The organism is Serratia sp. NCCP-200 (assembly GCF_059697885.1).
Genome location: NZ_BAAKUJ010000004.1, coordinates 404681 through 423574 on the forward strand (window position 1 = coordinate 404681; position 18894 = coordinate 423574).

The following is an 18894-nucleotide window of genomic DNA, read 5'->3' on the forward strand; positions in this document are numbered from 1 at the left end:
CCTGAAATGAATTAAAATCATCAACATCATGCCGTAAGGGAATAGTTTCCCGGCGGCACCGCCTTCAGGAGAGCCCAAAGTGGATGTCCGCACCCTACGTTATTTTGTGGAAGTGGTCCGCCAGCAAAGTTTCACCCGCGCGGCCGAGAAGCTGTTTGTTACCCAGCCCACCATCAGCAAGATGTTGCGCCATCTGGAAGATGAGTTGGAGTGCACACTGCTGGTACGCGAAGGGCGCAAGCTGCACCTCACCGACAGCGGGCAGGCGGTTTATCAGCGCGGCCTGGCGATCCTCGATGAGTTCCGCCAGTTGGAAGCCGAATTGGAGGACATCAGCTCGGTGAAAAAGGGGGTGCTGCGGCTGGGTATTCCACCGATGGTCGGCAGGCAGATCGCCGGTTTGATCCGTCAGTTCCGCCAGACCTATCCGGGGATCGAATTGAAGATCTCCGAACTGGGCGGCCTTTCGGTTGAACAGGCGGTGCTAACCGGAGAATTGGACCTGGCGATGACGATACTGCCCGCAGTATCTGACCAGCCGTTGACCTTTTTGCCCCTGCTAAGCCACCCGATGTGCGTAGTTGTGCCAAAGACGGCACACTGGCTCAACCGCACCAGCATCGCGATCAATGAGCTGGCCGAGTGGCCAATCCTGATTTATAACGAAGACTTCACGCTGTATAAAATGCTGATGGCGGCCTTTCAGAAGGCGGGCTTCGAACCCAAGATTGCCGTACGCAGCGGCCAATGGGACTTTCTGGCAGCGATGGTGCAGGCCGGAGTGGGAATTGCCACCTTACCGGAGCCAGTCTGCCAATGGCTGGATAAAGAAAACCTGATCTGGCTGCCGCTGGAGCCACGAATGGAGTGGCAAGTGGGGCTGATCTGGCGCCAGGGCAGCTACCTTTCTCACAGCGCCCAGGCCTGGATTGCCTGCTGCCGGGAGTATTGGTCATAGGCGCATAAGTTGAGGGGGATTAGCTTTTACTGATAACCAGAGCCCCCCTCTCTCATTCCACAACGGCAGCAAATTCACGTCATAATCCCCTGCTATACTTCGGCTAATGCTCACCCAAAATCACAAAAAAACCGCTGATTTACTCTTCCGGCCAACGAAAGAGACAGCATGCCCCTTTATTCAGCCGGATGGAAAAGATATGCAGCGGAAATCCCTCCAAAGTATCGCGCCTGGCCTGATGAACCTGCTCGCTTACGAGCGTAGCTGGTTGAAACCTGATATCCGCGCTGGCCTCTCGGTGGCGGCAGTGGCATTACCGGTGGCGATTGCCTACGCCGAGCTGGCTGGCGTGAGCGCCATCGTTGGTCTTTACTCCTGCATCCTCCCGATGATCGCCTACGCCATTTTTGGCTCATCGCGTCAGTTGATCGTCGGGCCTGATGCAGCCACCTGCGCGGTCATCGCAGCAGTAGTCACTCCGCTAGCGGCTGGCCATACCGAGCTGCACTGGCAATTGACCATCGTGATGACCCTAATGATGGGAACCTGGTGCCTGATTGCCAGCCGCTTCAAGCTGGGAGCCATTGCAGACCTGCTGTCACGCCCGATCCTCAATGGGTTGCTCAACGGCGTGGCGCTTACGATTATCGTTAATCAGATCAGCAAGATATTCGGGTTTTCCTCGCCCTCCAGCGAGCTGATTGAACGCATATACGCACTGCCGGTTAACTTGCTCAACAGCCATTGGCCCACGGTGCTTATGTCACTTCTGACGCTGCTTATCCTGCTTGGCGTCCACTATACCCGGCCTAACTGGCCCGCACCGCTGTTCGCCGTGGTGCTGACGACGGCGTTGACCTGGGCGGCGAATTTGCCGCGCTTCGGCATTGAAACGGTTGGGGGCTATACCGGTGGCGGTTTGCCCATGGTGTCATGGCCTGATTTTAAACCCGGGCTGCTGCGCGATCTGGTGATCCCGGCGCTCAACCTGGCCGTCGTCAGCTTTGTCAGCATGATGCTGACCACCAGGAGTTTTGCGGCAAAGAATGGCTACGAGGTTGACGCCGACAGCGAGTTTCGCGCACTGGGGCTGGTGAATATCGTCTCCGGGCTTTCGCAGGGGTTTGCCATCAGCGGTGCCAACTCTCGTACCGCCGTTAATGATGCCAACGGCGGAAAAAGTCAGTTGGTCTCGGTGATTGCCGCGCTGGCGATCGCTTTGGTAGTGGCATTTTTTAGCGAGCCGCTGCAGTTTATCCCCATCCCGGTGCTCGGCGTGGTGCTGATTTACGCCTCTTGGTCACTGCTGGATATGCGTAACATTTTCCGGTTGCGCAAACGCAATCGCCCCGCGTTCTATCTGGCGCTGTTTACTTTCTTGAGCGTGCTGCTGGTAGGGATCATTCCCGGCATTGGGCTGGCGGTGCTGCTGGGTCTGTTGCAGTTTCTACAGACGGTTTTCCGGCCAACCGAACAGCTACTGGGGGTCAATGCAGACGGTATGATCCATTCGCTGGGTAAGAGCAACGGCGTCCAGCCTGTCGATGGCGTCATTATGTACCGCTTTAATTCGCCGTTGACCTATTTTAACGTTGCCTACTTCAAGCGGCGGATCACCACTCTGGTAAATGGAGCTCCGGGCCATCCACGTTGGGTGGTTATTGACGCGGTGGCCAGCTTCACCCATGCGGATATTAGCGTGTTGGCCGCTATCGAGGAATTGAAGCGGGATTTGCAACTACGGGGGATCGGCCTGGTGCTCGCAGGCCGCCGTACCGAGCTGACACGCTGGTTTCGCCTGGATCGCTCCGGCAGCAAGGAGAATAAACTGATCCTGGTTCCCGACCTGTATCTGGCGTTGAAGCTGATCCAAAGCAAGGAGAGTAAAGCGCAAGGGGCTCGAGATGCCGAAGCCTTGGCTGAATAAGATAGGGGCCGCATAGCGGCCCCCGTAAAGATGTGGTTAGCCTTCTCGCTCAACCAGCAAGGCTTCCAGCAGATCGAGATCGTGCAGCAGTTTTTGCAGCGTCTCGTTGCTGATTTTTTGCGTGGCGCGCAGGTGATAAAGCTCACCACGCTCCGCGCGCAAGGCGGTCAAACGGAAACGCCGCTCGAGGTTTTCCAACGCCAGCGCATTTTCGATATCGTCTTTACTGGCAATACGCCGCCGCAACATTCCGGTCACCCTGGAACTGACCTCTTTGAGCACCTGCGGATCGAGGTTTTCCTCGGTGTCTGCCACCAGCCTCTCTTCCATCTTGTTGATGCTCTCAATCGCCACCTCGGCAGCCATGGCAATCGCCATGCGCTCTTCGGTCTTGCTGGCGCTCTTGTCTGCGACATGCACCCCGCGCAGCAATAACGGCAACGCCAGTACGCCAACGATCAGTGACAGCAAGATCACCCCTGCGGCGATAAACACCAGCTGATAGCGCGCCGGGAAGGCGGTGCCATCGCTAAGTAACAGCGGGATAGAGAGCACACCGGCCAGCGTAATCGCCCCACGCACACCAGCGAAAGAAGCGACCCACAGCTCACGTATGCTGTAATCGCCAAACTGTAGAGGGCGCTTTTTCATGAAACGATTACTGGCCTTTTTCATCACCCACAGCCAGCTGAAACGCAGCACCAGCAGCGCGGCGTAGATAATCGCCACGTCGGTAAACAGATACCAGGTCTCGATAGTCGGATCCAGTTCAGCCTGCACAATCGAGGTTTCCAAAATCCCCGGCAGTTGCAGCCCCAACATGATGAACACCATGCCGTTGAACACGAACTCCAGCATCGCCCAGACGCTGTTAGCGCGCAAACGCATGGCCAGCGGTGCGTTACGGATCACGCCAGACTGGCTGATGGTCATCCCCGCCGCGACGGCAGCCAGAATGCCGGACACGCCGATATGTTCGGCAATCAGATAAGAGGCAAATGGCAATAACAGCAGCAACACAATCTGCGTGGCCGGATCGTCTCCGCTCCAACGGCTCATCACGCGCAGCGATTTACTGTAGGTCCAGGTCACCGCTACACCGGCGAGCAGACCACCGATCGCCACCTTCAGAAACTCCATGGAGGCACCACCGACGGTGAACACCATGGTGCCCATCGCCACCGCGATGGCAAATTTTAACGATACCAGGCCGGAAGCGTCATTCATCAACGCCTCGCCTTCCAGCACACTCATGATGCTTCTGGGAATGCGCCCTTTGCCAACAATACCCCCCAGTGCCACGGCATCGGTAGGTGACAACACCGCCGCCAGCGCAAACGCAGCAACCAACGGAATACCCGGGACCATCATGTAAATGAGATACCCAACTCCGACAACGGTGATCAGCACCAGCACCAATGCCAGCCCCAGGATTTCACGCCCGTGGTGCAGGAATTCGCGTGTCGGTGTTTTCCAACCGTCGGCAAACAGCAATGGCGGAATAAACAGCACTAAAAACAGTTCGGGGTCAAAATCAACGTGCAGCCCGAAATTCGGCCAGGCTAACAGGGCCCCAATGGCAATTTGCATCAAGGGTAACGGGATCTGGAACGGCAACATGCGTGTTACCACCCCAGACAGGGAGACCACCAGGATCAAAATGAGGATTGTAAAAAATATTTCCATGCTTTCCTTAGACTCTTAAGTTCAGATCACCAAAGCGCGCGGGTAACAGTGTCCGAATAGTAGATCACTTTTTTTCTCAGTTATAAAGCTTGTTGTGCCTTTCAAAACACGTCGCAGAAAAGAGGGAGAATAGTCTTAAGGAAATGAACGACGGGGCCGGAGGATGGCCCCGTTGAAGAAAGGCTTAAATTGCCCAACCACCCGCATAGAATGCCACCAGCGCCACCGCGATTAACACGGTACCAATGTTCAGCCTACGCCATTCACCAGAGAACACGCGGCCAATCACCAGCGAGCTGAAGCCCAGCATGATGCCGGTCACGATGTTACAGGTCAGCACGATAAACACCGCGCACAGCAAACCGGCCATGGCATCGACAAAGTCGTCGAAGTCCAGCTTGGTGACGTTGCTCAACATCAGCAGGCCAACGTACATCAGCGCAGGAGCGGTGGCGTAAACAGGCACCAGATAGGACAGCGGCGACAGGAACAGGATCAGCAGGAACAACAGCCCAACCACGGTGGCCGTCAGGCCGGTTTTACCGCCCGCCGCCGTACCCGCGGCAGATTCGATATAAACCGCGGCAGGTGCAGCCCCAACCAGCCCGGAGAAGATGCTGCTCAGGGAATCAGAGGTCAGCGCTTTGCCACCGTTAATGATCTGGCCATCTTTATCCAGCAGATTGGCCTGCCCGGCGACCGCACGGATGGTACCCGTGGCGTCGAACACCGCAGTCATCACCAATGCCAACACGCTTGGCAACACCACTGGCTGTAACGCCCCCATGATATCCAGGCTGAAGATCAGCGATTTGCCATCCGGCCCCGCCAGGCTAGGCATGGCGAACAGCCCTTGATACTTCACCGCAGGGTCGAAAATCAGGCCGATAACCGAAATGGCAATAATGACCAGCAAGATACCGCCAGGCACGCGCAGCTTTTCCAGGCCGAAGATCACTGCCAAGCCGATTAACGTCATCACCACCGGAAATGAGGTAAATGCTCCCAGCGCTACCGGCAAACCATCCAGCGGATTTTTCACCACTAGGCCGACACCGTTAGCCGCGATCAGCAGCAGGAACAGGCCGATACCAATACCGGTCCCGTGCGCCACTCCCATTGGCAGGTTACGCAGGATCCAGGAACGGATACCGGTAATCGAGATAATGGTAAACAGGATCCCCATCAGGAATACCGCGCCCAGCGCCACGGGAATGCTGATCTGCTGACCCAGCACCAGACTAAAGGCGGTGAACGCCGTCAGTGAAATGGCGCAACCAATCGCCATCGGCAGGTTGGCCCACAAGCCCATCAGCAACGACCCCAAACCGGCAACCAGGCAGGTGGCAACGAATACCGCAGTCGGTGGGAAACCGGCTTTACCCAGCATGCTGGGAACCACGATCACCGAGTAGACCATCGCCAGGAAGGTGGTTAGCCCTGCCACCACTTCCTGACGCACGTTGGTACCCCGTGCTGTAAGTTTAAAGTACGCATCAAGCCCGCCTTTGGGTGTCACGGCGTTATTTGCTTGAGAATTCGACATGTTGCTGTCCCCTGTTTTTCATTGCTGCCAGCCTGGATGAAGTGGCTTGTTATCCCACTGATGCATGGTCATTACGAAACCGTTTCCGTCACGTTCGCTTCCTTACCCTTCAGGAACGCGGCAACAGACGCCGTGTAAAAGGCAAACGTTTAACTCTCATCGCATGCAGCGGGTGATTTATGGTGGTCTTATCCCCAAAAATCCCAAACGCTACTGGGAGGGATTTTCAAGGCAAACGATTATCTAGCCTTCTATGCCGTCTGATCAACTAAAGATCGCGACAATTTATGCGAAAACGTATTGCGAACGCGCATTGTTGAAGATGTGAGGTTTATCACATTACGACTTGAAGAGGGGAGATCGCCCCGACAGCTTGGGGCGGAAAAGATTATTGCGACTGCATCGCCTGCTCATCCATGTACATCAACTCCCAGATATGACCATCCAAATCCTGGAAGCCATGGCCATACATAGTGCCGTAATCCTGTGGCTGATTATAAGTATTGCCACCGGCAGCAATGGCTTTGCGTACCAACGCATCTACCGCAGCACGGCTGGGTTGCGACAGGCAAATCAGCACTTCCGTCGCTTTGTTGGCATCACTGACGGGATTGGGGGTAAACAGTAGGAATTTCTCGTGAGTCAGCAACATCACATAAATACTCTCACTCACGACCATGCAGGCGGCAGTGTCATCGGTAAACTGCGGGTTGAAGATAAACCCCAGTTGGCGGAAGAACTCGATAGAAGCGGGCAAATTGCTGACGGGCAGGTTAACAAAAATTTGCGTAGCCATGGGCTACCTCCTATGAAAGTGACCCTATCGAGTATAGTTCAAGCCTTCACCCCAGCACGCTAAACGGCCCACCCTGTTCCAGAGCCCGCTGATACGCAGGACGCGCGTGAATGCGTTGCAGATAGTTTTGCAGTTTCGGGCACCCCTCCAGCCCGCCTCGCCCAGCTAGCGCCTCCACAGGGAAACTCATCTGGATATCCGCAGCGCTGAATTCATTGCCTACAAACCAGGTGCTTTTATTCAGGTGTTGCTCCAGATAATCGCGATGCGTGACAATCTGCTTATCCAGATACTCTTTCTGTACCCCTTTACCAATCGCCCCGGCAATTGGGCGTATCACCCATGGGATCGGCGGGTGTCCTAAACGGCTAAACACCAGTTTCATTACCAGCAGCGGCATCAACGACCCTTCTGCATAGTGCAGCCAATAGCGATACTCCTGGCGAGCGTGAAAATCCGTGGGCGTGAATAACCCCTGTGCGTCATAGGCTTCCTGCAGGTATTCAATAATGGCGCCCGACTCGGCCAGTGTCAGATCGCCGTCTACCACTACCGGCGATTTGCCCAACGGGTGGATCTTTTTCAATTCGGGCGGTGCCAGCATGGTGGTTTTATCGCGTTGATAACGCAGAACCTGATAGGGAACACCGAGCTCCTCCAGAAACCATAAAATACGCTGCGAACGCGAGTTGTTCAGGTGATGCACGATAATCATGATTTTTCTCCCTCAGCGGCCTGGAGCCGTTGCCACACCAATTCGCCAATTTGCACGCTGTTGTCCAGTTGCAACGGCACGGTGCGTAATGTGAGTGTCTCGCCAGTGAAACTGTAGAAGCGGATCTGCTGGCTACCCAGCCAGTTGGGGAACGAACACCCCTCGACCCGATGAATGACGCACTGTTTATCTTCATCAATCTGATAGCGGCCAAAGTAACAAAGCATATTCACAAAGGCGGGGCGGATCTCTCGATCGCTGCCCTGAGCCAAATCCTCCGAGGCAAACCTTGGCCGCGTTGCGCTATAGAGCTGCGCCGCCATAGTGCCGCTGGCCTCATAGTTGAGCCGCCCCAACACCTGCTCGCCCAAAGGGTGATGTATTGCCCCATCCTCCCCTTTGAATACGGAAGAAACCAGCGCCCAACTGCCAATAAACCGGTCTGCCATCATCACATACACTCCTTAAACGCCCTGGTTAAAAGGTAGTTGTGATTTCAACTATCGCCAATGATGCCTAAGATTGAGTTTGATGATCTGACTTCGGCCTTATTCACTCACAAATAGGACAGGGAAAGCGCCATCATCAGGACATAGGCAATGGTTAATTGCACACAGTTTCTTTTGATTATCTGGAACGGCGTTACCCCTGCAAAGCCAGACACGGCGATAATAACGCCTGAAATGGGTGAAAAGCTCCGCCCTAAACTGGCTGAAAAATGCAACGGTACCAACATCTTAAACACCGAAATGCCTGCACCTTTCGCCACTTCAGCACTAAGAGGTGCAAAGGCATTAAACACCGTACCGGTCCCCATGATCACTGAGCCACAGAAAATCAGTAAACTAAACAGAACGACGATGACCGTGGCATAGTGACCCTCGTTAGGAATAAAGCCAAATAGCGTATCAATAAAGCCAATTTTTATAATCCCCGCGACCAAAACCTGAGCACAAAGCAGAATAGAGACCACGGTAATAAAAGACTGCCCCATCTGATCGAATAGCCCAAGCACCTTATCAGTTGATTTTTTTAGGTCAAAGGTTCTGATCGAATCAATCAGGAAAGCAATAAAGAACGACAAAATAATCGCTGAAACCACATCAATTTTAATTTGCAAATAAGAGGGGAAATACTCCTCCACCAGACTGGAGAAAACGAAGAGAATGATCATTGGAACAACAGGCAGCAGAGCATAATACGTCGGAACATCCTTCAAAATGTCAGCGTCCTTGGCCTGACTTTCGCTATCATCTTCATTTACAGCTTCTTTTCTGTCCCAGTATGCCTGCATCACCATATGAGATATCCCGATGACAACGAAGAGGATGGCAACAATAGGGACCTGCTTATCCACAAAAAATGAAAAAAGGTCATATCCTGTGAGTTCGGAAATCAGCACGCTCCCGGTAGCGGATGGCCCATAGTCAATACATATGCCAGAGGCAATCACTGAGGCAACAGCCGCTTTTGAACATCCAATAGAACGTAAAACCGGATATAGCGTTGTGAGCATCAAAAGAGCCAACCCTGAAGGGCTTGAAATAAACAAGGCTAAAACCTGCATCAGGATATAACAACAGCCTAAAAGTACGTACTTCGCATTGATTCTCTCGAGGGGCTTAATACAAACCCCGACCAGTTTTGCCGAAGCACCAATATCGTTCATGTATCTTGAAAAGCCGGAAATAACCATAATAATCAAGCCAAGCTTGGAAATGCTATCGGAAAAAAGCACTTTGATTTCAATGAAGATATCAATAAATTTGGAACCAGACGCTGCCTTGGTAATACTGACATCAGGAAAGGCAATAACCGTTGCAATCAAGAGAATAATGCCCCCGGTTAAAATCACAGCTTGAGCATAGTATTTCTTTGCGATGCCAGCGCAAACCAACACAATCACCAGAAAGGTGATAGCAAGAATAAAGGGTTTGTCACCAAAAAGATGCTTCAATGCACCCAGCGCTATTAACCCCATGATAATAAACAACATCGTTTTAGCTTGATTCAACATTACCCTTTGCATGATGACTCACCTTTGCATGAAGTAGCACCCGACAACTATCATTACCTTTATGATATGATCACATAACCAATAAAACATGTGATAACGATCTCAAAAGCAATAAAACGCAATAAAACGGCAGATCACGGTTGACTACGCTGCTTTTTCACACCAATAATCAAAAAATGAATACATACATAACCAAAATGTAATGAGAGGTATGTTATGAATACGGGTATGTTCGAATCATGTATCACCGGCCACTGGTTCAATCCCCAAGCGGTTAAACTCTGGTCTGATGTTAAAACTATACAAGCATGGCTAGACGTCGAAGCGGCTCTTGCTCAAGCACAGGCAAAATTGGGGGTCATCCCCGAAGAGTGTGCGCAAAAAATCACCCAATCCGCTAACGCAGATTTGCTGAACATTGACGCTATCAAGCAAGGGATCCGGGAAACTTGTCACCCGTTCGTACCGGTCTTAAGAGAGTTTGAACGTGTTTGCGGCAAACAAGCTGCGGGCTATATTCACTGGGGGGCCACCACTCAAAACATCTTTGATACGGCTGCGTCTTTACAGCTTCGTGCCAGCCATAACCTCATCACCGGTTATCTGGAAAAGGCATTGCTCTCTTTTTCCGCACTGGCTTTAAAATCAAAGAGCTACACTCAGGCGGGAAGAACTCATGGGCAGCACGCCCTACCAATCACTTTTGGCTTTAAGGTCGCGTCATGGTTTGCTGAACTTCAGCGCATCAAAGACAGGCTCTCCAATGCCGCGTCAGAGGCTTTTACTGTCAGCCTGGGAGGGGCCGTAGGAACCTTCTCTGCCATGGAAGGCAAAGGCCGGGAGATTCAGGAGGGCATGGCTGCCTTACTTAATCTGACATCCAATACGATCCCAGTACGCACCTCTAGCGACTCGCAAACACATTACGTCACCATTCTTGGGCAATTGGCGAGCTTTACTGAAAAAGTCGCTCAGGAAATCATTTTCTTGCAAAGAACGGAACTGGCCGAACTGGAAGAAAGTTTCCATCATGGCAAGGTTGGCAGCTCCACGATGGCCCAGAAGCGTAATCCGCAAAATGCGCAAAATCTGGTTGGCCTTTCACAATTGCTACGCGCCCGTGTTCCCTTATCATACATGGCGATGATCAAAATGAATGAAGGTGACGCTGCGGAAAGCAATGTTATGGATGTCACCCTTCCCGAAGTGGCTATCCTGGCAGTCTCGATCGGTGAAAATCTGTTTAAACTGATCGACGGATTACAGGTTTATCCAGAAAAAATGCTGGAAAATATCAAGCTGACCAAAGGCCTTATTCTCTCAGAATCTATCATGATGGCTCTTGCCAAAGACATTGGCCGTGCCGAAGCACACCATATATTGTACGAAGCCGCCATGGAGTCGGTGTTAACTGGCGCAGCGTTTTCCGATTGTATTCGTGCTCAACTCATCAAGGAAGATGTCGTTGCAACAATAGATATCGATAAATTACTTGATGAGGCAAGCTATATCGGGGAAGCCGAGAGCTGTGTTGATTTTGTCTTGCAGAATGTAAAAAGATAAACAACTCTTTACCCATGCTTTCACTGGTATATCCGAAGGGCTCATTTATACATCAATGAGCTCTTTTTTCATTTTGACAAATGTTGTATAGACTGCAAATGACCAGTCACATACTCTACGTAATCACTGCAGTAGGGGTTTAAGATATTGGGCAGATAGAAAAATGCCATTTCATCGTAAATCTCCACATCAATGTCTTTGATAATGATGTTATCGTTGAACTGATGGATGGCTGGGAAATTTGGCGCCAGACATAACCCCAAGTTTTCATTAACAAAATTTAGAGCCACCAGCGAATCCGACACCTCTGCTATAACGTTGGTTTCTACACCAGAACCACTGAATGCTTTCATGATTTTGGAAAACAAAATATTTCTTGTGGTGTACATGATGATATTTCTAAAATTAAAGTCTGAAAGCACCAGCTTTTCTTTCTTTGCCAACTCATGACTTTTGTGCATCATACACACAATTTTGGATTTAAATATTGGCTCTATCGTTAATTCTGCCAGGTTGTTATTTATATCCGCATTAGCCAGTGCAATATCGGCCCGCCCTTCTCTGAGCAAATTCATCATATCGACAGAGTTCACCACACTAAATGAAACTTTGACATTACTCCTTTCTTTAGCATAGCGAGCTGTCAGGGGGGCGAGATAGGAATACGCAATGGTTGGGGTTGTGATCACTTTTAACGTCTTGCTGGACTTACTGGCCCAATTGTTATCATCGATTCTCTCGAGGGAATTAAAGATATTAACGATTTCCTCATAAAAAAACAGAGCATCTTTGGTCGGGTTCAGGCGCCCTTTCTCACGGGTAAATAGTGTCTTACCCAACTTTTCTTCAATACTGGCAACCGCCTTACTGACTGCGGGTTGGCTTATTCCAAGGGACTCGGCAGCCTGGGTCGCAGAACCTTTTTCAATAATAGCCTTGATAATCTCAAAATCTCTCAAAGAGGCCGATCTTATCGATAGATTATTCTTCATGCCTGCTTCCCGATACATAGCTTAACGTTAGTGGGCTGACCTAACTGGTTGGTCATTGTAACAAGGAAAATGAGTAAAACTGAAGAAGAAACAAGCCCCGGCGCTTGTTCGCCCAAAGGGTAATGCGTTGCCCCTCCCCTTTAGATACACAATAAATCTTGCCGCCTTCATGATAGACACTTTTCAAGCGGCCAGTTCGCAGATGGCTGCCCTTTCAACTATTGCCCCTTTCCAGTAGTTCAGTTTATTTGATGTAGATGCTCAAAACTCTCCGATTTTCCATTGCCAGCAAGTGGCCTATCATTTAACACATCGAGAGAAAACGGCCTCTCACCTAACAAAACCCCTGAGGATTGAATCATGAAAAGCATCAAAATTTTTGCTACCGCTGTACTGTTAACTTCCGCTTCTTTCGCCAGCATTGCCGCTGACCAGGTCACCAGCCAGCCAACTGCCGACTCACAGAAAATCGGTGTGGTTTCCGTAAGCGGTGCCAGCAACCTGAGCGCTCTGGAAGCCGAACTGGCAAGCAAAGCGGCCGCATCCGGTGCCAACTCTTACCGTATCGTTTCCGCCGGTGGCCAGAACAAGCTTTACGGCACAGCAGAAATTTTTAACTAATCGTCAGATTATGAGCCCCGCAAGGGGCTTTTCGCGTTATAGCGGGCGACAAAACCCAGACTCACCAAACTGCTCTATAATTTACCAACCAACCGGCACTTTCCCGATAGAGCCGTGCTCACCGCATGCTCTGGCAATTCCCAGCCCGTTCTTTCCCGATACTGCTTTTGCTATTCAATAACCTTCACGACTTCTGGAGAATTATCATGTCAGTAACGCAATTTCTGTCAGGTAGAGTAGCTTTTGTCCAGGGTGGTTCACGTGGTATCGGTGCCGCCATCGTTAAACGCCTGGCACGTGAAGGCGCTACCGTCGCCTTCACCTACGTTTCCTCCCCCGATAAAGCCGATGAGGTGGTTGAAGCCATTAAGACCGCTGGCGGTCAAGCCATTGCCATCCGTGCAGACAGTACCGACGCAGAGGCTCTGCAACAGGCGATACGCCAGACGGTAAACAGCTTCGGCAAGCTGGATATTCTGGTGAATAACGCGGGCGTGCTGGCAATGGGTAACCTGGAGGAATTGTCGTTAGCGGATCTGGATCGCACGCTGGCCGTTAACGTCCGCAGCGTATTTGTTGCCAGCCAGGAGGCCGCCCGCCATATGAATGATAATGGTCGCATTATCAATATCGGCAGCACCAACGCCGAGCGTATGCCGTTTGCCGGTGGAGCGATCTACGCCATGAGCAAGTCGGCGCTGGTCGGCTTAACCAAGGGCATGGCTCGCGATCTGGGTTCACGCGGCATTACCGTCAATAACGTCCAGCCCGGCCCGGTAGATACCGATATGAACCCGGCAGATGGCGATTTTGCCGAACAGTTGAAACCGATGATGGCCGTTGGCCGTTATGGTAAGGATGAAGAGATTGCCAGCTTTGTGGCTTATCTGGCGGGGCCGGAGGCGGGATATATCACCGGTGCCAGCCTGACGATTGACGGTGGCTTCTCAGCGTAATGCCCTCTAAAGCAAAAAAGCCCCAAAAAGGGGCTTTTCGTTTTGAACCTGAGGACAATCAGAACGGAATATCGTCGTCAAAGTCCATTGGTGGTTCGTTGCTGGCCGCTGGTGCGCTGTTTTGCGCTGGGCGAGCCTGCTGCTGTTGACCACCGCTGAACTGGTTGCCACCCTGTGGCTGCTGAGGTTGACCCCAACCGCCCTGCTGGCCACCCGCTGGAGCGCCGCCGCCTGCTGGAGCACCACCACCTTGGCGGCCGCCCAACATCTGCATGGTGCCACCCACGTTGACCACGATTTCGGTGGTGTATTTTTCTACGCCCGCCTGATCGGTCCATTTACGGGTCTGCAATGCACCCTCGATGTAAACCTGGGAACCTTTACGCAGGTATTCACCCGCCACTTCTGCCAGCTTGCCGAACAACACCACGCGGTGCCATTCCGTTTTTTCTTTCTGCTCGCCAGTAGCCTTGTCACGCCAGCTCTCGGAGGTCGCCAGGGTAATGTTGGCAACTGCGCCGCCATTAGGCATGTAACGGACCTCAGGGTCTTGACCCAGATTCCCGACCAAAATTACTTTGTTTACGCCTCTGCTGGCCATGTTCGATCTCCCGATGAGTCATTTAAGTGGATTCAGACCACATTTTGGATAGTCTAAACCACAAATTGTAGCATGCCACCTGCTTAGATTATACCTGCGAAGTGCCTTCCAAAAATGTCCCGGCGATCGACCTTGTTGCATTCGTATACTGGATATTCATTCAGGTTTTTTTGTGCCATAATTATGCGTTTCGTACTGGCCGAGCCGTTTTTTTGCGCAATAGATCACATAATCGCCCACAAAAGAACGCAGACAGGCGCGGTGTATCATCAAGACGGGAAGTGTAAATGGACAATATCGAAGTTCGTGGTGCTCGAACCCACAATCTCAAAAACATCAACCTGATTATCCCGCGCGACAAGCTGATCGTCGTCACCGGTTTATCAGGTTCAGGCAAGTCCTCACTGGCTTTTGATACCCTGTATGCCGAGGGGCAGCGGCGCTACGTTGAGTCGCTCTCTGCCTACGCTCGCCAGTTTCTTTCGCTGATGGAAAAACCGGACGTCGACCATATTGAAGGTCTATCCCCGGCGATCTCCATCGAGCAGAAATCGACCTCGCATAACCCGCGCTCCACGGTCGGGACCATCACCGAGATCCACGATTACCTGCGCCTGCTGTTTGCCCGCGTCGGCGAACCGCGTTGCCCGGATCACCACGTGCCGTTGGCGGCACAAACCGTCAGCCAAATGGTGGATAACGTGCTCAACCAGCCGGAAGGCAAACGCCTGATGCTGTTGGCCCCGGTGGTGAAAGATCGTAAGGGTGAACACACCAAAACGCTGGAAAACCTGGCAACCCAGGGCTATATCCGCGCGCGGATCGACGGAGAAGTGTGCGATCTCTCCGATCCGCCAAAGCTGGAGCTGCAAAAGAAACACACCATTGAAGTGGTAGTGGACCGTTTCAAAGTGCGTGACGATCTGGCACAGCGTTTGGCCGAATCGTTTGAAACCGCATTGGAACTGTCCGGCGGTACCGCCGTCGTCGCCGATATGGATGACGAAAAGGCCGATGAACTGCTGTTCTCCGCCAACTTTGCCTGCCCCATCTGCGGCTACAGCATGCGCGAGCTGGAACCCCGGCTGTTCTCGTTCAACAACCCGGCCGGCGCCTGCCCTACCTGTGACGGACTGGGCGTGCAGCAGTTCTTCGATCCTGAGCGTGTGGTGCAGAACCCCGAGCTTTCTCTGGCCGGTGGCGCTATCCGCGGTTGGGACCGCCGTAACTTCTATTATTTCCAAATGCTGCGCTCGCTGGCGGAGCACTATAGCTTTGATGTGGAAGCCCCGTTCAGCAGCCTGGATGCCAACGTGCAGAAAGCGGTACTGAGCGGTTCGGGCAAAGAGTCGATCGAATTCAAATACATCAACGATCGCGGTGACACCACCGTGCGCCGCCATCCGTTTGAAGGCGTGCTGCATAATATGGAGCGCCGCTACAAAGAAACCGAATCCAGCGCGGTGCGTGAAGAGCTGGCCAAATTTATCAGCAACCGTCCTTGCGCCTCGTGCCGTGGCACCCGCCTGCGTGAAGAAGCCCGTAACGTGTTCGTGGAAGATACTACGCTGCCGGAGATCTCTGAGCTCAGCATCGGCCATGCCATGACCTTCTTCCAGAATATGAAGCTGAGCGGTCAACGTGCCCAGATCGCCGAGAAGGTGTTGAAAGAGATCGGCGATCGTCTGAAGTTCCTGGTTAACGTCGGGCTGAACTACCTTTCACTGTCACGCTCTGCGGAAACGCTGTCCGGCGGTGAAGCCCAGCGTATTCGCCTGGCAAGCCAGATCGGTGCTGGTCTGGTAGGCGTGATGTACGTGCTGGATGAGCCATCCATTGGCCTGCACCAGCGTGATAACGAACGCTTGCTGGAAACCCTGATCCACCTGCGTAACCTGGGTAACACGGTGATCGTGGTAGAACACGATGAAGACGCAATCCGCGCAGCCGACCACGTGATCGATATCGGCCCTGGTGCCGGTGTTCACGGCGGCCAGGTGGTAGCGGAAGGCACCGTCGATGACATCATGGCCCAACCGGATTCACTGACCGGCCAGTTCCTTAGCGGCAAGCGCTCAATCGCCATTCCGGCCGAACGCGTACCCGCGGATCCGAGCAAAGTGCTGAAACTCAGCGGCGCACGCGGCAACAACCTGAAGGACGTGACGCTTACGCTGCCTGTCGGGCTGTTTACCTGCATTACCGGCGTTTCCGGTTCCGGCAAGTCAACGCTGATCAACGATACGCTGTTCCCGATCGCCCAACGCCAGCTCAACGGTGCAACCATTGCCGAAGCGGCTCCTTACCGCGAAGTGACCGGCCTGGAACATTTCGACAAGGTGATCGATATCGATCAGAGCCCAATTGGCCGTACGCCACGCTCTAACCCGGCCACCTATACCGGGATCTTCACCCCGGTGCGCGAGCTGTTTGCCGGGGTACCTGAATCCCGTACCCGTGGCTACACGCCGGGCCGTTTCAGCTTTAACGTCAAGGGCGGCCGCTGCGAAGCCTGCCAGGGCGACGGCGTGATCAAGGTAGAGATGCACTTCCTGCCGGATATCTACGTGCCTTGCGACCAGTGCAAAGGCAAACGCTATAACCGCGAAACGTTGGAAGTGAAGTACAAGGGTAAAAACATCCACGAAGTGCTGGAGATGACCATTGAGGAAGCCCGTGATTTCTTCGATGCCGTGCCCGCCTTGGCGCGTAAGCTGCAAACGTTGATGGAGGTTGGGCTTTCCTATATCCGCCTCGGGCAGTCGGCCACCACCCTTTCAGGTGGTGAAGCGCAGCGTGTGAAACTGGCGCGTGAGCTGTCGAAACGGGGTACTGGTCAGACGCTGTATATCCTCGATGAGCCTACTACCGGCCTACACTTCGCCGATATCCAGCAGTTGCTGGCGGTACTGCATCAGTTACGCGATCAGGGCAACACCATCGTGGTGATTGAACACAACCTGGACGTCATCAAGACGGCGGACTGGATCGTCGATCTGGGGCCGGAAGGCGGCAGCGGCGGCGGTGAGATCCTGGTGTCCGGCACGCCGGAAACCGTGGCCAACTGTAAAGAGTCTCATACCGCGCGGTTCCTGAAACCGATGTTGCAGAGATAACACCGTGGCCAACATGCCGAACACCAAGCTCGGCATGTTGGCCGTTATTATGGCGCAACCTAGGGACAGCAATACGTTTCCACCTTAGAATGGCAGGAGCGGATTTGGGGTTTTAACTATCACACGGATATGTAAGTGCCGCGCAGTGGTGAAATAACTCTCACCACCCAAATTCAGCATTATTTATCTGCAGCTAAAATATACTCATATCGGCAAGGCTACCTTCCCCATGACTCCACCTGCTTCAGTTCAAATTCGGCCTCAGCTAATTTTCTCTGTCGCTTAGCAATTTTGCTCGGTTTGCCTTTGAGCTGTGCTTCATATAGCTCTTGTTTTCTTTTCTCTACCTTACGTTGCTTCTTGGCAATTTCATACTGGCGATCGAATTCGAACGGCTGAGTGGCAGGTGCATCATCGTATCTATTATAACGGCCTTTGTAACCACCGTGGCAGTAGGTCTGCACATTGGCCAAGGCCCGATTCAGCCCCTCAACACGATGGACATTGCCATAACGCGTCGCGTACTCGAGCTGCTCTCGCAGTTTTTGTTCTTTTATTGCACAATTTGGCGCCGCCAATGATAATGAGGAATAAACGAGCAGTGGCAGTACGAGAAATATTGAATGATGCAGTTTCATAATTAAATTTCCTTTTAGTAGGTTCCCCTACGGATCCCTTATCCTTATTTGCCTTTAAGCAGATTGATATAGACACATTAATAACACAGACATAATTTAAATTCCAATGAGAACTCTCTTAATTAACAGCCCCGTGCTATTGCAAATAAATTGCCACCCTATTTTTATCAATATTTAAATATACGCCAATTAATAGAAAAAAATCTAATTAGTGGAATTAAACCAAAAAAAACCTTGCCAATCCTGTTTCTCAGAACTAAATAACGCAGTAAACGATATTGGCCTACAAAATAAAATTTCCCCATAGGTATCGGGGGCGTAGTCCTCTGGCCTGTCGCCACTCTTGAGCCAACAGGCCTGGCCACCTATAAATTCAAATGCGCAGCTCTTGGCGCACCTGATCGGGCAACCCTTCCAGCACCAAACGATATGAGCTGTCGATCAAATGATAAAACTGCGAATTGGGCAAGTTGCCGTCCAGAAATACCGCGTTCCAATGGGCTTTATTCAAATGTTCGCAGGGGACGATTTCCGGATGCTGCTCACGTAGGCTTTCTGCCAGCTCCGGGCTGCTTTTGATCGCCAACGCTGGGCGACCCTGCACTTCACACACCATAGCGAACATGACATCACCCACCTTGATCTGGCTGGCCTGCCATTGGTTTTGATCGCTTTGGTGTGCGCCAGGTTTCGCCATGCAGTATTCCAGCAGTGCTGAGTTATTCATTGGGTTATTTCCCGAAAGACACAATGCGGCGCGAA

At 52.2% G+C, this 18894-nt stretch carries 16 protein-coding genes; 6 read left to right on the forward strand and 10 right to left on the reverse strand.

Annotated features, from left to right (window positions below):
- Window positions 1-79 precede the first annotated feature (79 nt).
- Together AC6HVW_RS16315 and AC6HVW_RS16320 are read left to right on the forward strand one after the other, a co-directional pair.
- Complete coding sequence (locus tag AC6HVW_RS16315) at window positions 80-958, forward strand: LysR family transcriptional regulator (RefSeq protein ID WP_071681573.1); 879 nt, start codon at window positions 80-82, stop codon at window positions 956-958.
- A gap of 199 nt (window positions 959-1157) precedes the next feature.
- Window positions 1158-2885, forward strand: a complete 1728-nt coding sequence (locus AC6HVW_RS16320) for a SulP family inorganic anion transporter (RefSeq protein WP_071681575.1) — start codon at window positions 1158-1160, stop codon at window positions 2883-2885.
- A gap of 36 nt (window positions 2886-2921) precedes the next feature.
- Here AC6HVW_RS16320 and AC6HVW_RS16325 read toward each other — a convergent pair whose 3' ends face one another.
- The 6 genes from AC6HVW_RS16325 to dcuC all read right to left on the reverse strand — a co-directional run bounded on the left by AC6HVW_RS16325 (window position 2922) and on the right by dcuC (window position 9657).
- Window positions 2922-4571: a Na+/H+ antiporter gene (locus AC6HVW_RS16325; RefSeq protein WP_024483960.1), complete on the reverse strand. Its 1650-nt coding sequence runs from the start codon at window positions 4569-4571 to the stop codon at window positions 2922-2924.
- Between the two features lie 184 nt (window positions 4572-4755).
- The gene (locus tag AC6HVW_RS16330; RefSeq protein ID WP_039995975.1) at window positions 4756-6117 is read right to left on the reverse strand and encodes an NCS2 family permease; all 1362 of its coding nucleotides are present in this window, start codon (window positions 6115-6117) and stop codon (window positions 4756-4758) included.
- 388 nt (window positions 6118-6505) lie between these two features.
- Complete coding sequence (locus AC6HVW_RS16335) at window positions 6506-6913, reverse strand: VOC family protein (protein ID WP_071681577.1); 408 nt, start codon at window positions 6911-6913, stop codon at window positions 6506-6508.
- 46 nt (window positions 6914-6959) lie between these two features.
- Window positions 6960-7628: a glutathione S-transferase family protein gene (locus AC6HVW_RS16340; protein ID WP_071681579.1), complete on the reverse strand. Its 669-nt coding sequence runs from the start codon at window positions 7626-7628 to the stop codon at window positions 6960-6962.
- A complete protein-coding gene (locus AC6HVW_RS16345; RefSeq protein WP_021180797.1) occupies window positions 7625-8080 on the reverse strand; it encodes a lipocalin-like domain-containing protein in 456 nt (151 codons plus the stop codon). The genes AC6HVW_RS16340 and AC6HVW_RS16345 overlap by 4 nt, the downstream gene beginning before the upstream one ends.
- Window positions 8081-8184: 104 nt before the next feature.
- Complete coding sequence (gene dcuC / locus AC6HVW_RS16350; protein WP_071681581.1) at window positions 8185-9657, reverse strand: C4-dicarboxylate transporter DcuC; 1473 nt, start codon at window positions 9655-9657, stop codon at window positions 8185-8187.
- 204 nt (window positions 9658-9861) lie between these two features.
- Here dcuC and AC6HVW_RS16355 point away from each other — a divergent pair, with 204 nt between their 5' ends.
- A complete protein-coding gene (locus AC6HVW_RS16355; protein WP_186486640.1) occupies window positions 9862-11208 on the forward strand; it encodes a class-II fumarase/aspartase family protein in 1347 nt (448 codons plus the stop codon).
- Window positions 11209-11276: 68 nt separating this feature from the next.
- Here AC6HVW_RS16355 and AC6HVW_RS16360 read toward each other — a convergent pair whose 3' ends face one another.
- Window positions 11277-12200: a LysR family transcriptional regulator gene (locus tag AC6HVW_RS16360; RefSeq protein ID WP_071681585.1), complete on the reverse strand. Its 924-nt coding sequence runs from the start codon at window positions 12198-12200 to the stop codon at window positions 11277-11279.
- A gap of 360 nt (window positions 12201-12560) precedes the next feature.
- Between AC6HVW_RS16360 and bhsA the strand changes: the two genes are divergently transcribed.
- Together bhsA and AC6HVW_RS16370 are read left to right on the forward strand one after the other, a co-directional pair.
- Window positions 12561-12821 carry a multiple stress resistance protein BhsA gene (gene bhsA, locus AC6HVW_RS16365; RefSeq protein ID WP_021180798.1) on the forward strand — a complete coding sequence of 87 codons (261 nt, stop codon included), beginning with the start codon at window positions 12561-12563 and terminating at the stop codon, window positions 12819-12821.
- Between the two features lie 206 nt (window positions 12822-13027).
- Entirely contained in the window at window positions 13028-13777 is a 750-nt protein-coding gene (locus AC6HVW_RS16370) for a 3-oxoacyl-ACP reductase family protein (protein WP_071681587.1), read from the forward strand.
- A gap of 58 nt (window positions 13778-13835) precedes the next feature.
- Here the strand turns inward: AC6HVW_RS16370 and ssb1 are convergent, their stop codons facing one another.
- Complete coding sequence (ssb1, locus tag AC6HVW_RS16375; RefSeq protein WP_024483970.1) at window positions 13836-14378, reverse strand: single-stranded DNA-binding protein SSB1; 543 nt, start codon at window positions 14376-14378, stop codon at window positions 13836-13838.
- Between the two features lie 287 nt (window positions 14379-14665).
- Here ssb1 and uvrA point away from each other — a divergent pair, with 287 nt between their 5' ends.
- Window positions 14666-17494: an excinuclease ABC subunit UvrA gene (gene uvrA, locus AC6HVW_RS16380; RefSeq protein WP_141133084.1), complete on the forward strand. Its 2829-nt coding sequence runs from the start codon at window positions 14666-14668 to the stop codon at window positions 17492-17494.
- A gap of 218 nt (window positions 17495-17712) precedes the next feature.
- On the opposite strand, the gene AC6HVW_RS16385 is transcribed toward uvrA, so the two are convergent.
- Complete coding sequence (locus tag AC6HVW_RS16385; protein ID WP_071681591.1) at window positions 17713-18132, reverse strand: DUF1090 domain-containing protein; 420 nt, start codon at window positions 18130-18132, stop codon at window positions 17713-17715.
- Window positions 18133-18505: 373 nt separating this feature from the next.
- Window positions 18506-18859, reverse strand: a complete 354-nt coding sequence (locus AC6HVW_RS16390; protein WP_021180803.1) for an MmcQ/YjbR family DNA-binding protein — start codon at window positions 18857-18859, stop codon at window positions 18506-18508.
- Window positions 18860-18894: the final 35 nt, after the last annotated feature.